The 20,205-nt window shown below is 40.1% G+C and carries 9 protein-coding genes; 5 read left to right on the top strand and 4 right to left on the bottom strand.

Annotated features, from left to right (window positions below; genetic code table 11):
• Positions 1–93 precede the first annotated feature (93 nt).
• From FY557_RS18280 to FY557_RS18265, 4 genes are all read right to left on the bottom strand, one after another.
• Positions 94–3,543: a hypothetical protein gene (locus tag FY557_RS18280; RefSeq protein ID WP_149248677.1), complete on the bottom strand. Its 3,450-nt coding sequence runs from the start codon at positions 3,541–3,543 to the stop codon at positions 94–96.
• Between the two features lie 4 nt (positions 3,544–3,547).
• Positions 3,548–5,734 (bottom strand): hypothetical protein, encoded by a 2,187-nt coding sequence (locus FY557_RS18275; protein ID WP_149248676.1) that lies wholly within the window; start codon positions 5,732–5,734, stop codon positions 3,548–3,550.
• A gap of 555 nt (positions 5,735–6,289) precedes the next feature.
• Entirely contained in the window at positions 6,290–7,744 is a 1,455-nt protein-coding gene (locus FY557_RS18270) for a hypothetical protein (RefSeq protein WP_149248675.1), read from the bottom strand.
• Between the two features lie 153 nt (positions 7,745–7,897).
• Positions 7,898–8,197: a helix-turn-helix domain-containing protein gene (locus FY557_RS18265; RefSeq protein ID WP_149248674.1), complete on the bottom strand. Its 300-nt coding sequence runs from the start codon at positions 8,195–8,197 to the stop codon at positions 7,898–7,900.
• 184 nt (positions 8,198–8,381) lie between these two features.
• Here FY557_RS18265 and ccoN point away from each other — a divergent pair, with 184 nt between their 5' ends.
• The 5 genes from ccoN to FY557_RS18240 all read left to right on the top strand — a co-directional run bounded on the left by ccoN (position 8,382) and on the right by FY557_RS18240 (position 20,157).
• Positions 8,382–10,661: a cytochrome-c oxidase, cbb3-type subunit I gene (ccoN, locus tag FY557_RS18260; RefSeq protein ID WP_149248673.1), complete on the top strand. Its 2,280-nt coding sequence runs from the start codon at positions 8,382–8,384 to the stop codon at positions 10,659–10,661.
• A 16-nt stretch (positions 10,662–10,677) separates the two neighbouring features.
• A complete protein-coding gene (locus FY557_RS18255) occupies positions 10,678–11,565 on the top strand; it encodes a cytochrome c (protein WP_149248672.1) in 888 nt (295 codons plus the stop codon).
• 277 nt (positions 11,566–11,842) lie between these two features.
• On the top strand, positions 11,843–16,879 hold the full coding sequence (locus FY557_RS18250; protein ID WP_149248671.1) for a translocation/assembly module TamB: 5,037 nt from the start codon (positions 11,843–11,845) through the stop codon (positions 16,877–16,879).
• Positions 16,879–19,206 (top strand): autotransporter assembly complex protein TamA, encoded by a 2,328-nt coding sequence (locus FY557_RS18245; protein WP_149248670.1) that lies wholly within the window; start codon positions 16,879–16,881, stop codon positions 19,204–19,206. Before FY557_RS18250 ends, FY557_RS18245 begins: the two co-directional genes overlap by 1 nt.
• A 15-nt stretch (positions 19,207–19,221) precedes the next feature.
• Positions 19,222–20,157: a YihY/virulence factor BrkB family protein gene (locus FY557_RS18240; protein ID WP_149248669.1), complete on the top strand. Its 936-nt coding sequence runs from the start codon at positions 19,222–19,224 to the stop codon at positions 20,155–20,157.
• Positions 20,158–20,205 lie beyond the last annotated feature (48 nt).

The following is a 20,205-nucleotide window of genomic DNA, read 5'->3' as shown; positions in this document are numbered from 1 at the left end:
ATAATACACTTGCTGTATTTACTTTATTATTTGTAATATATTTATTCTGTAAAAATTCTTGTAGTATTTTATTAAACTGATCTTGCATTATAATTATTTTAATTTGTTAATTTCTATTAATTGGTTCACTATAAAATCTAAATTTGATAAGTCAGCATTCGGTAAGGCAGCATTCGTTATTTTCCCTAAATCATAATATTCATACTTATAAGACGCATTCATATTAATGCTTTCAAAATGAGCTCCAGTATCATATGAGAGCCTATGATCAGTATTTATAAAACTTCTAAAATTCATCCCTTTTTCCATAAGTCTAGATTCTATATACTCATGAGCTATCAACCATTTAAATTTTATAATTTCTACATCTGAAATATCTTTTAATGGATCATTAACAAATTTAAGCCATTCTTCACAATCAGCCGTTGATCTTTCAAATCGCCCAAGTTGTAAGCCCTCCTGAGGATTAAGAATAAAATGCTCATCAATGAAAAAGTGTTTTTTTGCTCTCTGAATTATATGCTCAGAAATATTTAATTTATTTGCAATTGTACCTACATCATCAGTACGATTTGCTATTGGAATGGCCATGTCTATTCCGGCATCAATATATGGAAGCTCAATGGGATCTAATAGGTCTATGACATATCTATATCCATTTCTTACATATGCATTTGTTATTGGCTTATTAAACAATATAGATATCTCATTATAACTTTTGTTTTTCAATAACGTTCTCAGTTCAAAATACTTCATCCATATATCTGCATTTTCACCTAACAACTTTTGAGATATAGGAGTATATCTGAAAAAAACTTCAATAGATTCTGGATAAAATTTAACTCTATTAAAAGTTATAGAATTTACATTTTTAAAGTTATTCAAAAAATTCCATCTTCTATCATATCCCGATATTTCAAGAATCTTTTTTAATGGAATTTCTTTATAAAACCTTTCCATCAAATCAGTTTTTGAAGTATTAGTAATGACAGCTATAATATTACGGTCAGATGAACCTACTGCTAATAATTTTTTCCAGTTCGATACAGCAATAACTTCTCCATTCACAACCTTTCCCATTTTAAGTAGATCTTCTTTTCCCAAATGGATAAAATCAAAATAAAAAGCAATCTTTCGTTCTTTTGTTAAAGCTTGAACTGCGTTTAGTAGGGGGGTGCCATCAATTCCCGTCGTTGGACGGAAAGTATCTTCAATCTTATCTATAATACTTTCCAAGTATTTCTCTGTTTGTGCAAGAGATATCAAAAACTTTTTAGCGTCTTCATTTAGTATAACAGTAACTTCAGATGAGCCTAACATCCCTAAAATGATATCCGCTTCTTTTACAGCCTTCCCTTGTGCTATTAATGATCCGAAACCTGTTCCTATCATCACCAAAAATGCTAAATTTCTCATTCTATCGTAAAACTCTTGGTCTTTGGGATTATTGGAGGTTTCACTCAGATAGGTTGCAAAATTTGCAAATGTAGATGCAATGAAAGATATCTGTTCAGATGTATTTACAATGTTCCATAATCTGACTACATTGGTTGCGTTTTTATAAAGATTTGGGTTTAAAAGAATTTTTCCTGATTCTGATAAATATTTAAGATATCTCACTTCTAATAATTCAGAAGCTCCTCCTGTCAAATACATCAATAAGAGATCAGAAGTGACCTGTACTCCCAGATTAATCAAGGCATTCGTATTTTTCTTTTCTTCAAGTTCTTTAAAGTAGAAGAACATAAACGCAGGAACTCTTGGAAATTCAGGTATACAGAATTTTTCTTTTTTGTCTGATTCCACATTTTGGTAACCCATGATAAATATCGGCTGATAAAGATGATACCATAAATCAGTAACTTTTTCCTGAGTACTATAAATTCTTTCTTCATATTTCTTAATACGAATTTTTTCCTCATGAAATTCTTTATCAACTTTATAATAATTAAATATGACATCTTGCCCTACTTCAATAGCTTCAAATTCCAGACTCTTATCTGTTGCAGGCTCTCCATTTTGTTTTTCGAAATAATATTTTCCCGGAGTCGTTAAAAAGAAACTATTTGGATTAAGTCCTTCTGAATTCGGTAGTACTCCAGCAGGAATATAGCTGGGATTATACTTAGAATAATTCCATATTGTAAATAGGGTATAAACCAGTACTTTTTTGCTTCTTTCCTTAGTTCCTATCGGAATGCCCAATACCGGGATTTCTATTTCAATGATATATTCAATAATTTTATAATAAAGATTTTGAAAATTCAGTACATTCCCATTATTTTTCTTTAAAAGATAATTTAAAAAACGATCTGCATCATCTGGATTTGCAAACGTTGAAATAACTTTTAAAATATTATTTTGGGTAAGCTCGCTTCCACTTTCTTTTGGTAATGAAGGTTTATTAAGAACATCAGCAACAAAGCCTAACCTTGTGTCATAATCTAATAAACCAATTCCCGCAGTTGTAAGATGTTTTAATAAAATATTTATTCTCCTTTCGTTATCTGCCTTATTTTTTTCCTGTTGAGTAGCCTGTCCAATAGCTCCTCCCGGTTGTATAATTCCATCGTTAGTTATAGGTCTCCCATTAAAATCTAAGGGATTATTGTGGCTATCATATCCAAAATACGTATTTTTATCAGCCCCTTTCAGTGAACTATAAAAACTTGACATCGAATTATAATAAGCTTCTGCAAACTCACAAGATTTACCCTCAAAAATATAAGTAGGTTCCACCTGATCTATGTATCCCCAATCTTTTAATAGTTCTCCAATGATCTGATCAATTTTCAAAAGGCTATTATATTGTAAGCTGTCACCTTGTTTATATTTTTTGAAAACAGCTTGTTTAATAATAGAAATATCTTCTTTTGAGAGAACTCCAAAAATATCTCTACAAATAAGATCCGCACGAAAGGCAATAAGTGTGATCGTTTTGGTATAACGTTGTTTTTTAATTGGTTCGCTGTCAATAGCAGGAATATTCTTTTGATAAAATCTTCCTGATGGTGTTGGTAATAAATTTTCAGATCGGTCTAATACAAAATCCGTATATTTCTTCGGCGAAAAAAAGTCCATGTCCGGTTCTGTAATCGTTAAAAAATATTTTTTTTGTTTATAATATTTAGATGGTTCATCAAACTCTAGCCTATCTATTATTATACTATCCGAATTCTGTGCATACTCAAAGTTATTATCAAACCAATTATCGCTCTGTAAAAATTTTTCCAGTGATAACTTAAAGTTTTTATATTGTTCATATACTGTATTCAAACAAAATCCACCAAACTGTCCGAATTTATATTTTTTTTTATCTGCTAATAATAGTTTATCTGTATCCAGAATAAGTTCATAACCAATGTAAATATAGGTAAGAAAAGTAGTTGGACTTTTTTGAATTTTAAATTCGAGTACTTGCCCCTCTGGAGTTAATACAAATGTATTGTTAATTCCGGTAGGCAAAAGATCATATGATACTCCATTTGGCGTTTTACCTTCTTTTCTTACAGCAATTCTGGTTGCTAAAAATAATGCTTCCATAATGTTATAAGATTTTTAAATTAATGGGTTCTGTATTAATATTGTTTATAATTGGTAGGCATATGGCATATTCCTCTGAACAGACCGCAAGGCCATCTATAGTCGTTACATATACAGGAGTATCAGGAAAAGCAATAGTGAGTTTTCCTTCTTGATTTTCTCCTAATACTGCCAGAAAATATTTTTTGTACTCTATTCCTTCGGAGGATTGATAAAAAGCACTTTCATCTTCAAGCTCATTCTTAAAATAAAATTTTGAATTATTCAGAAGTTTATCTGAAATTAAAGTTTTAATTCTATTATTTTCATCTTCAGTGATTCCCAAAATTTTTTTGCTTGGTAATGTGTCATTATCCATACGTAATAATACTCCGGTAAATTGTGCCCCATTCGCTCCTGAATATTTTTCTGTCTGCAAATAATATGGAAAAGCAAGTTGATAAAAATTATTTCTCTTATCACTGTATATGATTGTTCCGCCATTGGAATTATCCAGATATGCAGATCTACTTTCAAAAAAGCTTCCCGTACTCTGCCGGATGTTATGCAGTAATGTTTCATAAGTTACTCTTTCCAGACTTTCCGTATCATTTTTCATGATCAGATCTTCTACTTTCTTCGTAGTAATTGTTGCAATATCTTTCCTACCTGCTTTATTCTCGAAATCAATCAATAACAAGTTCTGGTCAATCACATAAGCCAGCTCTTCGGGCTTTCTGCTTTCAATTTGCGGACTTACATTGATCAATCCAAAAACATCATCAATATCCTTCAGATCGTAACTGGTGGTTACAACAGGATCCCCCGGATTGGCACCCGGTGTTTCAGAAGTAATCTGTAAGGTTTTCCCTTCATAAATCAGCTGTATAAACGAAGCAACCGCTTTATTTCCGCTGGTTCTGCTCAGGCTGAAAGTGATCGGTTTTGTGAAGTTGGTATCGATTCCGGTACCTGCCTCCTGCAGGAGGTTTTTCCCCCGGATAAAATAATCCTCATTATCGGTATCGGTATGCAAAACGCCCTGTTTTACATACATCGCTGCGGCATCGTTGTTGTCGGTTGTCAGCTGAATCACCAGCGACGGCTGCGCATTGAGCTCTTTTACCGGCCATCCCTGTTCAAACTGTTGCAGGGAAAGGTTATTGGCTGCCGTTCCGATCTTCATATTGTTCGTGCTTCCCTCGAAGCTGTGATTGCCGTAGAAATTATAGGACCTCTGTCTACTGCCCTGGATATACAGGTAGGTAGTCTGAGCGGTTGCAAAAGAGGCAATCTGACCGGCGATCTGATCCACTGTCTGCAAGACTGAATGATCACTCATGTGGATTTTCCCTTTTCCCTGGGTATGTAAGCCATAGAAAGCGGCAATATCAAGGAACTGGGTAGCCGTTTCGCGGATCAGTTTCTTTTGGAAATCATTCGCTCCCGAAGCCTGGTTTAAAACATGATCCGGATTACGGGCAAAATTAAGATTCAACTTAAATGGGTTGGGATCATTGGCAATGGTATAATCTCCTTCATTTAAAACGATATCGATACCCATACTTCCATTCACGGTTCCCAGGTGGGTTCCTCTCGGAATCATAGGCAGTTCGAATGCTTTTGCAGGTTCCGTTTCAGTTGTTGTGTTTCCGGTGGTCTGCGTTTTGGAGATTTTCAGGAAGTAATCATCAATAAGATCATCTGCTGACTGAGAAGTTCCTGTCGGAAATCCGATAAACTGCGCGGTAAATGTCGGTTCTGAAATTCCCAGCATATTGTAAAGGGCTGTAAATTCTTTCCTGATGACATCTACAAAGCCTGTTACTCCTAGTCCATTAATAACGTTATTGCTTCCACTAAAGAAATCTGATCTTTTCAGGCCTCTGTAAATGATATATTTAATAGCAAGACCCTTGATCGGCTGACTGAAAGGCTTCAGGATTACATTTACTTTAGTGGTGTCGGTTCCGCAAGGCTGTAAAAAAACCTGTCCCTGGCAAATCGTATAGATCTTGCCGTTATAGCTGTTTATTCTGGAAGTAGTCCTGAATACACTACCGCTGGATCCAAACTTATCTGCTGTACCCTGCAAGAATGAATTTCCCTTTTCCAGAAAGAAAAAAGACTCCGGCAGAAGGTCCGGCCGTACATTCAGACCTTTGCTGTCTGAAGAGGTGGGCATTGATGCCTGTGTCGTATTTTGTGGCATTTGGTGTTAATTTTTGGTGTTAAATAATTTTTGAATAGCTTTCCGGGAAAGCTTGCTTGTTGTAGAAATTCCGTGGTCGGAATTTGATGTCGATATCATCTATTTCATGGTTTATTAGTTTTGGTTAAACAATATCAATCGGCCAATTGACTATAAAAATTTTATCTGACAGGCATTTTAATTTTCGTTACTTAATGCTCTGTCATTTCTGAGACAAAAGTATTTGGGCCCAACGTCAAAACTCGTCGCATTAAAATTTATTTTTAAAAAATTTTATACCCTTCATTTTGCTACCTCTGTGTCATCTCCGAAACAAAAGTATTTGGATGCAGCGTCAAAACTCGACGCATTAAAATCTATTTTTAAAAAATTTCATACCCCTTCATTTTTTCCCATCCCTTTTTTCATTTCTGAAACAAAAGTATTTGGGCGCAGCGTCAAAACTCGTCGTATTAAAATTTATTTTTAAAAAATTTCTGTCATGGGCATAAAAAAAGGCGGGGCAATCAAATTCAAATTTGATTGCCCCGCCTTATGGTAAGCCTTTAATCCGCTTTATTTCTTACACTTGCTGTATTCGGTGATGATTCCGATCAGGTTTTCCTGGTTTTTGAGATCCAGGTTGTCGTTCTTTAAACTTTCAGAAACCGTTTTGCAGTCTTTCAGGTAATCGGCCAGTTTCAAGGATAGCTTTTCACTGGAACGGTTATCGATCATCTGCCCTTTCGGCTGAATGTCGGTTTTGATCACATATTTCTGAAGTTCCACCGGATCCTGAAGGAGCATGATTTTATTTTCTTTTGCCACCAAACGGTAGAAATAATAGTTGTTGCCGTGAAGCGCTCCGTAGTTCTGAAGCTTTTTCATCAGTTCGCCTTTTACATCCAGTCCGTAATAACAGTCTTCACCGCCGTTATACGGTACACAGAAACGGATCCCCGAATCCGCGTTGTACGTCTTTGTTCCCACTCCTCTTGGCAGGCTGGTTTTCAGCGTCATCCTTTGGCCAAACAGATCCGCGCCTTCCGCCGGCAGCTTTTGTCCGGTTCTTTCGGTATCCAGCTGCTCAAACCAAATGGTAATCAGGCCTTCGGTCTTTTTGCCGGACCGGTCCACCACATATCCCGGAACATCATACAGGTTGATGCTGCGGTCTACGGCATCTTTTATTTTGGCCTGCTGCAGTTCCTGGTTTTTCTGGTAAGCCTGATGTCCCAGCGTATAGCCTTCCGCGAAAAGATAAGTAACGAATTCGTTCATAAAAGCATAATCCGAAGGCGCATACGTCCTTGGGGAAGGATAAGTAAATTCATTGTTGTCGAACGTCTTTACGATGTAGGTTTTAATACCCCGGTTGCTCTGGTACAAAGTAGCTACGCGGATCCCGTCCAGGTCACGCACTTCCAGGCAGGGGTTTGCAGAACTGAAGCCACAGTTGAACATTGACGAATAGCCGATGATCTTCGCCGGATAGGATCCGTTATTTACCAGGATCTCCCCTTTCGAGCCGATTCTCGGATTATAGATCGAGCGGATGTTACTCAGCGTACTCTGGCGGTCGTTCTCCGCGGCAATGCTTCCGGCTTTGGCCTGAAGGTATTTATCGCCCAGGTTTTCACGCTTCACATCGAAGAAGCGGTTGATCTCTTCCGTATTTAATCCTTTATCGGTAAAGAAATTATATTTTACCCCCAGCTGATGGGCAATAATACGGTCTACCTTGAAAGAAGTAACCAATACTTCATAAGGAATCTGGGTAGTCCGTCCATCCGCGGATTTCATATCCAGGTAATATAAAATTTCCTGTCCGCTCAGTGCCACTCCTTTCAGGTCCAGATCAAAAGCTTTTTTATCATCGAGGGTATATACTTCGTAATGGTTCCGGTAAGGCGATTTTATCACGGCCACTTCCTTCTCGTTGTAAAGAACCCGGTCTTTTTTTATTCCGATTTTCTGGCATACAGCCAATATAGGAAGTGTAAAGCAAAATAGTAAAAGCAATCTTATCATATCGTATAAATTAATCGTCGGTGAAAATATGAATTTATATTTAATAAATTAATTCATTGAAAAATGAAAAATCAATGATACTGTTATGATAGGAAAGACCGGTAAAAGTTAAAGGATGTTAATGAAAATATCTGCGATATAAATTCTAACTGGTTACAAAAGCTCTTTCGGAACCTCAATTCCGCTTTTTTTCATATACGCAACAAGGTCATGGTATTTGTCTTCAAAATCGTTGCCGCATTTGTGGGAAATGCTACAGATATCGGAAGGTTTGATTTCTAAAATATCAGAAATTTTAGTCAGTATTTCCAGGTTGATCTTCACCTTGGAATTCTCAATATCCGAATAGGCCTTCTGGGAAATGCCCATCTCAAAAGCCATGTATTCCTGCGTGAGATCCCTGCTCCGCCGGATTTTCCTGATGTTCTGCCCGCATATATTCAGCTCTTTCATTTTAGTAGTTTTCGGTATATTTTAGAAGGATATCTATTAGACTTCCACAAAGTTAGTGAATACCTTTGTCAAAACATTACGACACTGCATGATATTTCTGTTTTCTGACGATTTGGGCTAAAAATTTATCATAAAATTTCTGCTTTCAGGGAAAAATATCACCTCAGTACAATACATAGGAATTATGGAGACGCAACAATTTAAGTATGACAATAATATTGTCAGAGCATTCCTCTATGCAACCATTGCATTCGGCCTGGTAGGCTTTTTACTCGGACTTACCGCCGCCCTGATGCTTTTTTATCCCGAACTTCCGGAGTTTCTGTTCGGAACCGATGACATCACCATTAAAAGTTTAACCTCAGGAAATATCCAGGGACTGATCAATACACAGGGCGCCATGGGCTTCGGAAGAATCAGGATGCTGCACACCAGCGCCGTGATCTTTGCTTTTGTCTGCAACTCCTTTTTCTGCGGTGCTTATTACAGCATGCAGCGGCTGCTGAAAACCAGAATGTACAGCGATACTCTATCCTGGATCCACTTCTGGACCTGGCAGATCATGATTGTTTCAGTAGTGATCACTTTTTTAATGGGAATCAATACCTCCAAAGAATATGCAGAACACGAATGGCCGATCGATATTTTAATTACCGTTTCATGGGTGATCTTCGGGATCAATATGTTCGGAACCATTGCGAAAAGAAGGGTGCGCCATTTATACGTAGCTATCTGGTTTTACATGGGAACCTGGCTGGCCGTAGCGATGCTTCATATCTTCAACAACCTGGAAGTCCCATTGTCTTTCACTACCTGGAAATCCTATTCCATTTATGCAGGAGCAAAAGATGCTTTGGTGCAGTGGTGGTACGGCCATAATGCCGTAGCTTTTGTACTGACGACTCCGGTTTTGGGTCTGATGTATTATTTCTTACCGAAAGCTGCCGACCGGCCTGTATTTTCCTATAAGCTGTCCATCATTCACTTCTGGTCGCTGATCTTCGTTTACCTTTGGGCAGGACCGCACCATTTACAATATACTGCGCTTCCGGCCTGGGCCCAGGCGGTGGGAACCGGATTTTCCATTATGCTGATCGCACCGTCATGGGGCGGGATGCTGAACGGGCTTCTTACCTTAAGGGGAGCCTGGGATAAAGTAAGGGAAAACCCGATCCTGAAATTCTTCGTCGTAGCCGTTACCTGTTACGGGATGGCGACTTTTGAAGGTCCTCTTTTAGCCACCAAATCTTTAAATAAAATCGGACATTACACCGACTGGGTCATCGGCCACGTGCATATCGGCGCTTTGGGATGGAACGGGTTTATGGCCTTCGGGATCGTTTATTACCTGATTCCGGTGATGTGGAGAACGGAAATCTGGTCTAAAAAATTAGCCAACTGGCATTTCTGGCTGGGAACCCTGGGAATCATTTTCTACGCCGTACCGATGTACATTTCAGGATTCACCCAGGGCCTGATGTGGAAGCAGTTCAACCCGGACGGAACCCTGGTCTGGAAAAACTGGCTGGATACCGTAACTGCGATTATTCCCTATTACAAACTGCGGTTTTTAGGAGGACTTTTCTATCTTTCAGGGGCGATCTTGATGACAGTGAATGTCTTTAAAACCGTTAAAGCAGGTTCGTTCCAGAAAGACGTACCGGCGGAAGCTCCGGCACTGGCCAAAATCGGTTCGGGAAGAAAAGAAGGCGAAGGACTTCACTTATGGATCGAAAGAACCCCGAGAATCATGGCCATCCTTGCATTCATTACCGTAGCCATCGGAGGGATGGTGGAAATTATCCCGACCCTGACCTTAAAACAGAGTGTTCCGATGATTACCGCCGTAAAACCGTATTCGCCGCTGGAACTGGAAGGAAGAGACCTGTATATCCGTGAAGGCTGCAATGCCTGCCACTCGCAGATGATCCGCCCGTTCCGTGATGAAATCGTACGGTTTGAAGGGAAAAACGGACAGTATTCCAAAGCAGGAGAGTTTGTTTACGACCGGCCTTTCCTTTGGGGTTCCAAAAGAACAGGTCCGGATCTGCAGCGGGAAGGCGGAAGAAACCCGGATTCCTGGCACTTCAAACACATGTACAACCCGAGAATTACCTCAGCAGGTTCCATCATGCCGCGTTTCCCCTGGCTGATCAGCAATACGCTGGACCGGACCCAGACGGTAAATAAAATGAAGCTGATGAAAAATTACTTCGACGTTCCTTACACCAAAGCTGAAATCGATTCCGCCAACCAATGGGCAGACAGCCAGGCCAGCGGTATCGTGAAAAGAATTTATTCCGAAGCAAAAGACGTCAAAGACCAGATCGAAAAAGATAAAACCGCAAAAGGAACCGCGTTTGTTCCGCTGGAGAAAAGAGAAATCGTAGCGATGATCGCTTATCTCCAAAGACTGGGGACCGACATCAAAACCACCCAGATCAAAACCGCCAGTGCTGAATAATTTTAAATGATTTAACATGAAAACAAGAACACCCATTTCCATCTATATCCTCGTTACGGTAGGTCTGGCGATCATGGCTTTTGAAATGTTCGCCCCCGATTCAGGATATTTTTCTTCACCTTTTTTCTGGGGACTGATGCTCGTAGCGATTATCCTTCTTCTTATTATGAATTCTATCGGGGATCTGATCGAAAATGAGAACTTTAAGAAACTTTCGGATAAAGAAAAAGCAGAATTTATAAAAAATAAAAACACGCCCTATTTTCAGAAACTGTGGAACTCGGCCTTTAGGAAACAGTCGGCGACGGAGGAAAAAGACATCCTTATCGATCATGGTTTCGACGGGATTACAGAGCTCGACAATTCGCTTCCCAAATGGTGGATCGGCTTATTTTACTTTGGCTGTATTTTCTGTGTGGTGTACCTGACGGCTTTTGCCTTCACCGATTATGCGCATCCGGACGCCGAGCTCAACAGCGATACCAAAATGATGCTGGCTTCCATCGCGGAATTTGAAAAGACTGCTCCCCAGGTAACTTTGGAAAATGCCAGATACAGTGCAGATAATATCGCAGAAGGCCAGGAATTATTCAAAACCAACTGTGTTACCTGCCATGGCGAAAACGGGAAAGGCGGGATCGGCCCGAACTTAACCGACACCCACTGGATCAACGTAAGACAGAAAAGCCTTTTTAAAAACGTGATCTGGATGCTGGAAAACGGTTCGCCAAACAATCCGGCCATGCGCCCCATGGTTAAAGAAGGGACCATTACCGGAAGGGATGCCGAAAAAATTGCCGCTTACATTTACCACATCAACCAGGAAAATCCGCCGATTACCCTAGCACAGGGCGGTGCCGCACCGCAGGGAGACGACGTGAAGTGGCAAAACGGAAACGATTAAAACATTTTTATCTCAACATATAAACCATGCCATGCCCTCTTTCTTAAATTAAACTTCATTTTATGCAACCTTTTCAACAGAAAAAATGATTAAAAAAGAGGGCTTTTAAGACCAAATCCATGCTTTGACTGCCTCCATCAACAGATTCACTTGACAATTAACTAAACTAAATTCCATTAGCAGGCAGTCAAGGCAGGATTTTTGTATTCCCAATGGGTACCATAACATTTAAACAGTACAGAAAGTATCATTATATTTGTTTAAACCCAATCACATTTTGAAACTGAAAATCAACACCCGAAAACTCTTAAAGCGTTTTTTAATTGCCATTATATCCATTCTGGTATTTTTAACGCTCCTTATCCTTAGTTTAAGACTTCCGGCCGTTCAGAATTTTGTAAAAGACAAGCTGGTCGTCTATCTCGAAAAGAAAATTAAAACCAAAGTCAGCCTGGAAAGGGTCTATATCGGATTTCCGAACAGCCTTATCATGGAAAACCTGTATTTAAAGGGCCAGAATATTGATACCCTTTTAGCGGTAAAAAAGCTGGACGTCGGCCTGAATATGATGAAGCTCATCAATTCTACGGCAGATATTACTTCGGTAGACCTTGAGGGTGCAAGGGCCAATGTGGTGAGAAAACCTGACGGCACCTTTAATTTCGATTATATTCTTGATGCATTTGCCACTACAGACAAACAGGAAAGCCCGTCAAAGCCTTTTATTATTTCTTTAGATAAAATTAAATTAAAAGATATCGGGATTACATTCAACGATCAGCAGTCGAGGAACGACATTCAGGTTTATTTCAAATCTTTCGATACCCGGGTACAGACTTTCGACCTTCAGAATAATAAATATGCCGTCAACGATATCAATCTGGACGGATTAAAGCTGAAGCTGAAACAGGACCTCATCGAGGAGGTTTCCGATAAGGTTGAAAAGAAAGTGGATTCCCTGAACAATAAAAAGCCGATGCAGCTTGGTCTCAGAGGGATTAAACTGACGAACTTTAATATCGATTACGGTGACGATAATACCAAAACATTTGCAAAGGTTTTGTTTAAAGAGCTCAGTACGAAAGTCAATAAACTCGATCTTCAGAATAATGCTTATGATGTCGGTAACGTATTCCTTTCCGGAGCAGACATCAATGCAAACTTATATCTTCCTGCTCAAGATGCTAACCCAAAAGATACCCAAGAGCCTGAAACTTCAAAAACTGCAGACCAGCAGAAAGCTTTGGCCGTACTGCTTGGAAAGCTGGTGCTGAACGATGTAAAAGTGGCCTACAACAATACCGCCATTGCCCCGACACGACAGGGAATGGATTTTAACCACCTGAATTTTTCAAAGCTGAATATCGAAGTGGAAGATTTCAAAATGCAGGACAATACCTTCGCCGGAAGTGTCAATTCAGCAGAAATCCAGGAAGCCAGAGGGTTAAATATTCAGAAATTCAATACGGACTTTGTTTACAATCAGAAAGAAGCTTACTTAAAAGACCTTTATCTGCAGACCCCGAAAACCGTTTTGCGTGATGAGGTTGTCTTAAATTACAATTCCATCGGACAACTGAGTTCCAACTTAGGTGCCGTACAGATTTCTGCCAATATCGAAGATTCCAGAATCGGATTCTCCGACATTCTTAACCTTGTGCCGACCTTGAGAAATACGGCTCCATTCAATAAATATCCGAATGCCATCGTGAATGTGGATGCCAATGTAAAAGGAAGTGTGAATGATCTGCTGATCAATAATCTTAAAGTCTCCGGACTGGATCAGCTAAGGGTTGCCGCTTCAGGAAGGGTAAAAAACGCAATGAATCCCAACAATCTGTACTATGATTTGAGAATTGCCGAATTGTCTTCCTCCGCCAGGACCATCTTTAACATTGTTCCTAAAAACACCATTCCATCCAATATTTCCCTGCCTTCCCAGATGAGCATTAAAGGAACTGCAAAAGGAAGCACCCAAGTAGTAAATGCCAATCTGAACCTTTATTCTACCCTTGGAAATGCCTCTGTAGATGCCAACCTGGATATGCGGAGAAAAAACAGGGAGCTGTATACCGTAAAGGCCAATCTTCAGGGATTGCAGATCGGAAAAATTATCCGGAATAAAGATATCGGGCCTATTTCTGCACAGATTTATGCCAAAGGAGAAAGTTTCGATTTCAAAAATGCCAACGCCGATCTGAAAGGAAACGTTGCCTCTGCCGTATATAAAGGATACCGTTACCGGAATATGAACCTGACCGGGAAAATAAGAAGAGGTGTATACAATGTCATTTTAAATTCCAAAGATCCGAACGCCAATTTATTTTTAACGGCTTCCGGGGTTTATAATGAAAAAAATCCCACCGTAAAAATCAACGGAAATATCAATAAGTTAGATTTAAACAGATTAGGGTTTTACAAAGACCCGATGATCCTTGCCGGGAAAATCGATGGGGACTTCAAAAATCTTGATCCGGATAATCTGAACGGCTATCTGAATTTAAAAGATTTTGCTTTTTCAGATACGAAAGAGATCTACCCGATCCAGGAAGTCAATCTGAAAGCTTCTTCCACCAAGGATTCTACCAATATTGTTCTTAATTCTCAGATTGCCGATGTAGAATTGAGAGGGAAATATAAGCTGACCCAGATTTTCGGAGCCTTATCAAATACCGTCAACCAGTATTATCAGTTCCAGAAACCGGGGAAAATGCAGAAAATCCAGGGCGGACAGTTCTTCACTTTTAATGCAAAAATCAAAAATGATGATCTGATCCGGAAGTTTGTACCGGAACTGAAAAGTTTTGAAACCATCAGCCTTAACGGAAACTACGATGCCGATTCACAGAAGATAGAGATCGACGGGCAGATCCCGCAGGTGCTCTACGGTGAAAATTCCATTGAAAATGCAACCATTAAAGTGACCAATCAGAATCAGGCTTTGCAGTACAGCCTGTATGTCGGCGGACTGAAAAGCTCAAGTTTTGCTTTGAACAGAATCGGTATTGTCGGAGATGTCGCCAACAACACCATCAATTACAATATTACGACGAAAGATGATAAAGATGTGACCCAGTTCCTGATTGCAGGAAATGCGAAATCGCTAAATGACATTACCGAAATCTCATTAAATCCTAATGGTTTAAAATTAAATTATACCGACTGGACCGTTGCCGAAAACAACAGGATACAGATCGGCAAAAACGGAATCCTGGCAGATAATTTCAGGCTCTCCAATGCAGGAAGTGAAATCTCGCTACAGTCGGAAAGCCAAACTGCGAATGCACCGCTGAATGTTTCATTAAAAGATTTTAAGATCGAAACCATTACGGAACTGATCAAAAAAGATACGGTATTGGCCAGAGGAACGATCAACGGAACCGCACAGCTGAGAAATTTAACCAGGAAAATGACATTTACTTCGGATTTAAATATTTCGGATCTTATCGTTTACGGAAATGCTGTCGGAAATCTTGCCGTAAAAGTGAATAATACTTCACCCAATCTCCTGAATGCCAATATAGCCCTTTCCGGAAACAACAACGATGTAAAAATTCTCGGCGATTATAATACGTCTACCAGCAGTTTTGATATGAATATGGCGATTAACCAGCTTCAGATGAAATCCGTACAGGGATTCTCGATGAATGCGATCACCAATACCGAAGGCTATATTTCCGGAAATTTAAAAATCACGGGAACAACTGCCCAACCGAATATTTTAGGTAAGGTTAAATTTAATGATGCGGGTCTTGAAATTGCCAAAACGGGAAGTGATTTCAGGAAACTGAACGATGAAATTGATTTTACCAGCCGCGGAATTGAATTCAACGATTTTAAAATCAATGACAAAGACGGAAATTCGCTGAATATCGACGGTCAGGTTTTAACGCAAACCTACAGGGATTTTGCTTTCAATCTGGACCTGAATGCGAAAGATTTCAAGGTGGTAAATTCCGAGAAATCGAATGAAGCCCTTATGTATGGTGTTCTGTCTATCGACGCCGGTTTAAGGATCAGAGGAAATCTGGATCTGCCAAAAGTGGACGGAAGACTGGCGGTGACAGACGATACGGATTTTACGTTTGTCCTTCCGCAATCTTCCCCTACCCTGCAGGAAAGAGAAGGAATCGTGGAATTCATTGATCAGGATCAGGTAGCTTTGAACAAAACCATCAAGGCAGACTCCCTCAGTTCACAAACCCGTATGAAAGGGATGGATGTGAGTGTGAATATTGAACTCAGCAAAGAAGCAAAATTATCTTTGCTGATCGATAAAGCCAACGGGGATTTTGTGAAACTTCAGGGAGAAGCGGAATTGACAGGCGGCGTGGATCCTTCAGGAAAGACCACTCTGGTCGGGGTGTATGAAGTAGAATCCGGAAGCTATGAAATGACGGTAAGTGTCCTTAAACGTAAATTCGATATCCAGAAAGGAAGTACAATTACCTGGACCGGAGAACCGACCACTGCAAATCTTGATATTACTGCCGTCTATAAAACAGAGACTGCGCCGATCGACCTGGTGGAACAGCAGATCAGCGGTGAATCTGCTTCTACTTTAAACCAGTTCAAACAAAGGATTCCTTTCAATACACTGCTGATCATGAAAGGGGAACTGCTGAAGCCTGTGATTACTTTCGATATTACCACTGATGAGAAAAACAATGCGGTTTCTTCCAATGTAACGGATATTGTCGACCAGAAACTGTCTCAGCTGAGAACCCAGGAATCTGAAATGAACAAACAGGTTTTTGCCTTATTGCTTCTGAACCGGTTTATCGGGGAAAACCCGTTCCAGTCCGGAGCAGGAACGTCCGGGGAAATGCTGGCCCGCCAGAGTGTGAGCAAGATCCTTTCACAGCAGCTGAATAATCTGGCCTCCGATCTGATCAAAGGCGTAGATCTTAATTTCGACCTTGAATCTTCCGAGGATTATTCCACAGGAAACAAAAATACAAGAACGGATCTGAATGTCGGGCTCAGCAAAAAACTGCTGAACGACCGTCTGAAAGTTTCGGTAGGAAGTAATTTTGCCCTTGAAGGGGAAGCCCGTCAGAACGAAAACATGACGAATATTGCGGGTGATGTAACAGTAGATTACAGCCTTTCCCGCGACGAAAGATATATGCTCCGTGCCTATCGTAAGAACGAATACCAGGTAGCTCTACAGGGACAGATCGTAGAAACCGGGTTAGGATTCATCATCACACTGGATTACGACAAATTCCGGGAAATCTTTCAAAGATCGAAAAACAACAGGCAGAAAGAACAGAAAAAAAATAAGCAAAACCAGGTTGTAGAATTTAAATAATGGAAAAAAATTATCAGACCTATTTCAGACATTTACTTACTTTCGGAATGGCTTCGGCTGCACTTTCCTGCAGCAATACGAGGTTTCTGAAAGAAGGACAGATGCTGTATACCGGTGCGGAAGTAAAAATTGAAAACGATACCCTTCCCAAAAGAGAAAAGAAGGATCTTCAGAGTGCCCTTGAGGCCAATCTTACGCCCAAACCCAATTCATCGTTTTTAGGATTACGGCCTAAACTTTATTTTTACAATATTGCCAAAGAACCGAAAAAGGAAAAAGGCTTCAACTACTGGCTCAAATATAAAGTGGGTGAAAAACCTGTCTTGCTGGGCGATGTAGACCGTGAGTTCAATAAGGATATTATTGAAAATTATTCTGAAAACAAAGGCTATTTCAATGCGCGGGCAACCTACGATACCATTTCTAAAAACAGGAAAGCAAAAGTTATTTACACCGTAAAACCGGGAGCCAGATACCTGATCAGCGAGGTAAAGTTTCAGAAAGATTCTTCTCTGGTCAATCAGGAAATCCGCAATACTTCAGACAGAACATTGTTGAAAACAGGAAATCCTTTTGATCTGGATGTGATTAAATCGGAACGGGAAAGAATTGACAACCGTCTAAAGGAAAGAGGATTCTATTACTTCCATCCGGACAATATTATCGTGCAGGCCGACAGTACGGTAAGCAAGAACCATAAAGTTGAACTGAATGTCAAACTGAAAGACAACACGCCTGATCTTTCAACGGAACAATTCAGTATTGATAAAGTGATTGTTTTCCCTAATTATAACCTTCAGGATGTAAAAAAGGGAAAATATCATGTGCCGATGAATGCAGATTCACTTCAGCAGTATCAGCACAACGATATTTACGTCATTGATCCCGAACATAAATTCAAACCGAAAATTTTCGACCGGGCCCTTTACTTTAAAACAGGAGATCTTTACAACAGGACGAATCATAACCTGACGCTGAACCGCTTGATCAGTCTGGGTGTTTTTAAATTTGTGAAAAATGAATTTATCGTTTCGGATTCTTTACAGCATAAGTTTGATGCTTATTATTTACTGACTCCCAGACAGCTGCAGTCGCTCCGTCTGGAAACATTGGGAAGAACGAATTCGGCTAACTATGCCGGAAGCGAAGTGAACCTCAACTGGACCCACCGGAACTTTTTCCGCGGTGCCGAGCAGTTTAAAGCCTCGGTATACGGTGCTTTTGATTTCCAGATCGGCGGACCGGAGAACGCAAAAAATATTTTCAGGACCGGAGCCACTGCGCAGCTTTCCATTCCGAGGATCGTAGCACCGTTCAGGTTCAATTCCTCCAGTGCTTTTGTACCGAGAACCAATATTTCTTTGGGCTACGAATTCCAAAACCGAACGGAATATTACTCTTTGAATACCTTTACCGGCTCGTTCGGATACGTATGGAAAGAGAATGCAAGAAAGGAACACGATCTTAAGATCCTGGATATTACCTATGTTTCCCCGGCTAATATCACGCCTTTATACGAAGAAAAAGCAGCTAAGAATGATGCTATGAGAAGAGTTGTTGAAAGACAATTAATTTTCGGCCCCATCTATTCTTATACATATACCAATACGATGCTTCCAAAGGCTAATACTTTTTATTATAAAGGGACTTTGGACCTTGCAGGTAATTTAACCGGTCTTTTAACCGGCGCTAATGTAAAAAAAGATAAGGAGAAAAGCATTTTCGGCGTCCCGTTCAGCCAGTTTGCGAAAATTGAAAACGACTTCCGCTTTTACCATAAATTCAGTGAAAAGACCTCTCTGGCTACAAGAGCTATTGCCGGCATTGCCTATCCTTATGGAAATTCGGAACACATTCCTTTCTCCAGACAGTTTTTCTCCGGAGGAAGCAACAGTGTACGGGCTTTCCGTGCTAGGACCTTGGGTCCCGGAAGCTTTGATCCGAGGACTATTGAAGAAGGATACTATTTTGATCAGTCGGGTGACGTAAAGCTCGAACTGAATGCCGAATACCGTGCTAATCTATATAAGTTCCTGAATGTTGCTGTCTTTGCAGATGCAGGAAATGTCTGGCTGATCAATGAAGACACAGCCAGGCCGGGAGCAAAATTTTCCAAAGACTTTTTAAGTGAAATCGCTGTAGGAGCCGGCGTTGGTCTAAGGCTTGATTTTTCGATTTTAATCTTACGCCTGGATCTGGCGATGCCTTTGAGGGTTCCTTATTATGAAAAAGGCGACCGGTGGGCTTTTGACAGAATTAATTTCGGAGATTCAAACTGGCGGAAAGATAATCTTATCTTAAATATTGCCATTGGATATCCTTTCTAAATAAATGATTACAAAATGATGAAGCGTATCAAATTTTTCTGGGAAACCCTGAAGGAAACTTTTACCCAGTGGAATAATTCCTCCGCATCCAATGATTCGGCAAGCCTTGCATATTATGCCATTTTTTCCATTCCTGGACTGCTGATCATCATTATCTGGATTGCCGGACATTTTTTCGGTGAAGAGGCCATCCGTGGGGAAATCAGCAGTCAGATCAGTGGGATTATGGGGCAGGATGTTGCCAAAAGCATACAGGATATGATTGCCGGAGCTTTAATCGATAAGGAAAATATCATTATGAAAATTATTGGGGTCGGTTCACTGGTCTTCGGTTCTACAACCCTGTTTTTCCAGCTTCAGCATTCCCTCAATAATCTTTGGGAGGTTAAAGCCTCTCCTAAAAAAGCTTTTGTCAAGTTCCTGGTCGATCGGGCAAATTCCCTGGGATTAATCCTGATTATCGGATTTTTACTGATGGTTACCATGTTGCTTTCCTCGCTTATCAGTATTCTGAATAACTGGATTACGGCCTATTTCGGTTTGGAAACTTATATTCTGGCACAGTTTATTAATTTCAGTGTCGGCTTTCTGATTACCATGCTGCTGTTTGCTTTGATGTTTAAATTTTTTCCGGATGTCAGGATCCGATGGAAACCAGTCTGGAACGGTGCGTTTTTAACGGCTGTCCTGTTTACCCTGGGAAAATTCCTTTTAAGTCTCTATTTCAGCAAAGCACAGCCGACTTCAGCTTTCGGAACGGCCGGAACGATAATTCTGGTCATGTTGTGGATTAATTATTCCTGCATGCTGGTCTTCTTCGGCGCCGAATATACCAAAGTCTATGCACAGCGTAAGGGATTCAGGATCATTCCCTCACAGCATGCCCAATGGAGTGAGGCAAAATTATATGAGGACAGCTTAAAAGAGAAAATGGAAAAGGAAAAAATGTAATCCAGATAATTAGGTAGGAAGAAGGGTAGCTATAGGCTGCAGGTCAGT

Source organism: Chryseobacterium sp. SN22 (genome assembly GCF_008329705.1).
GTDB lineage: Bacteria > Bacteroidota > Bacteroidia > Flavobacteriales > Weeksellaceae > Chryseobacterium.
The sequence above is the reverse complement of the archived record's forward strand: the minus strand, read 5'-3'. Positions and strand labels throughout refer to the sequence as shown.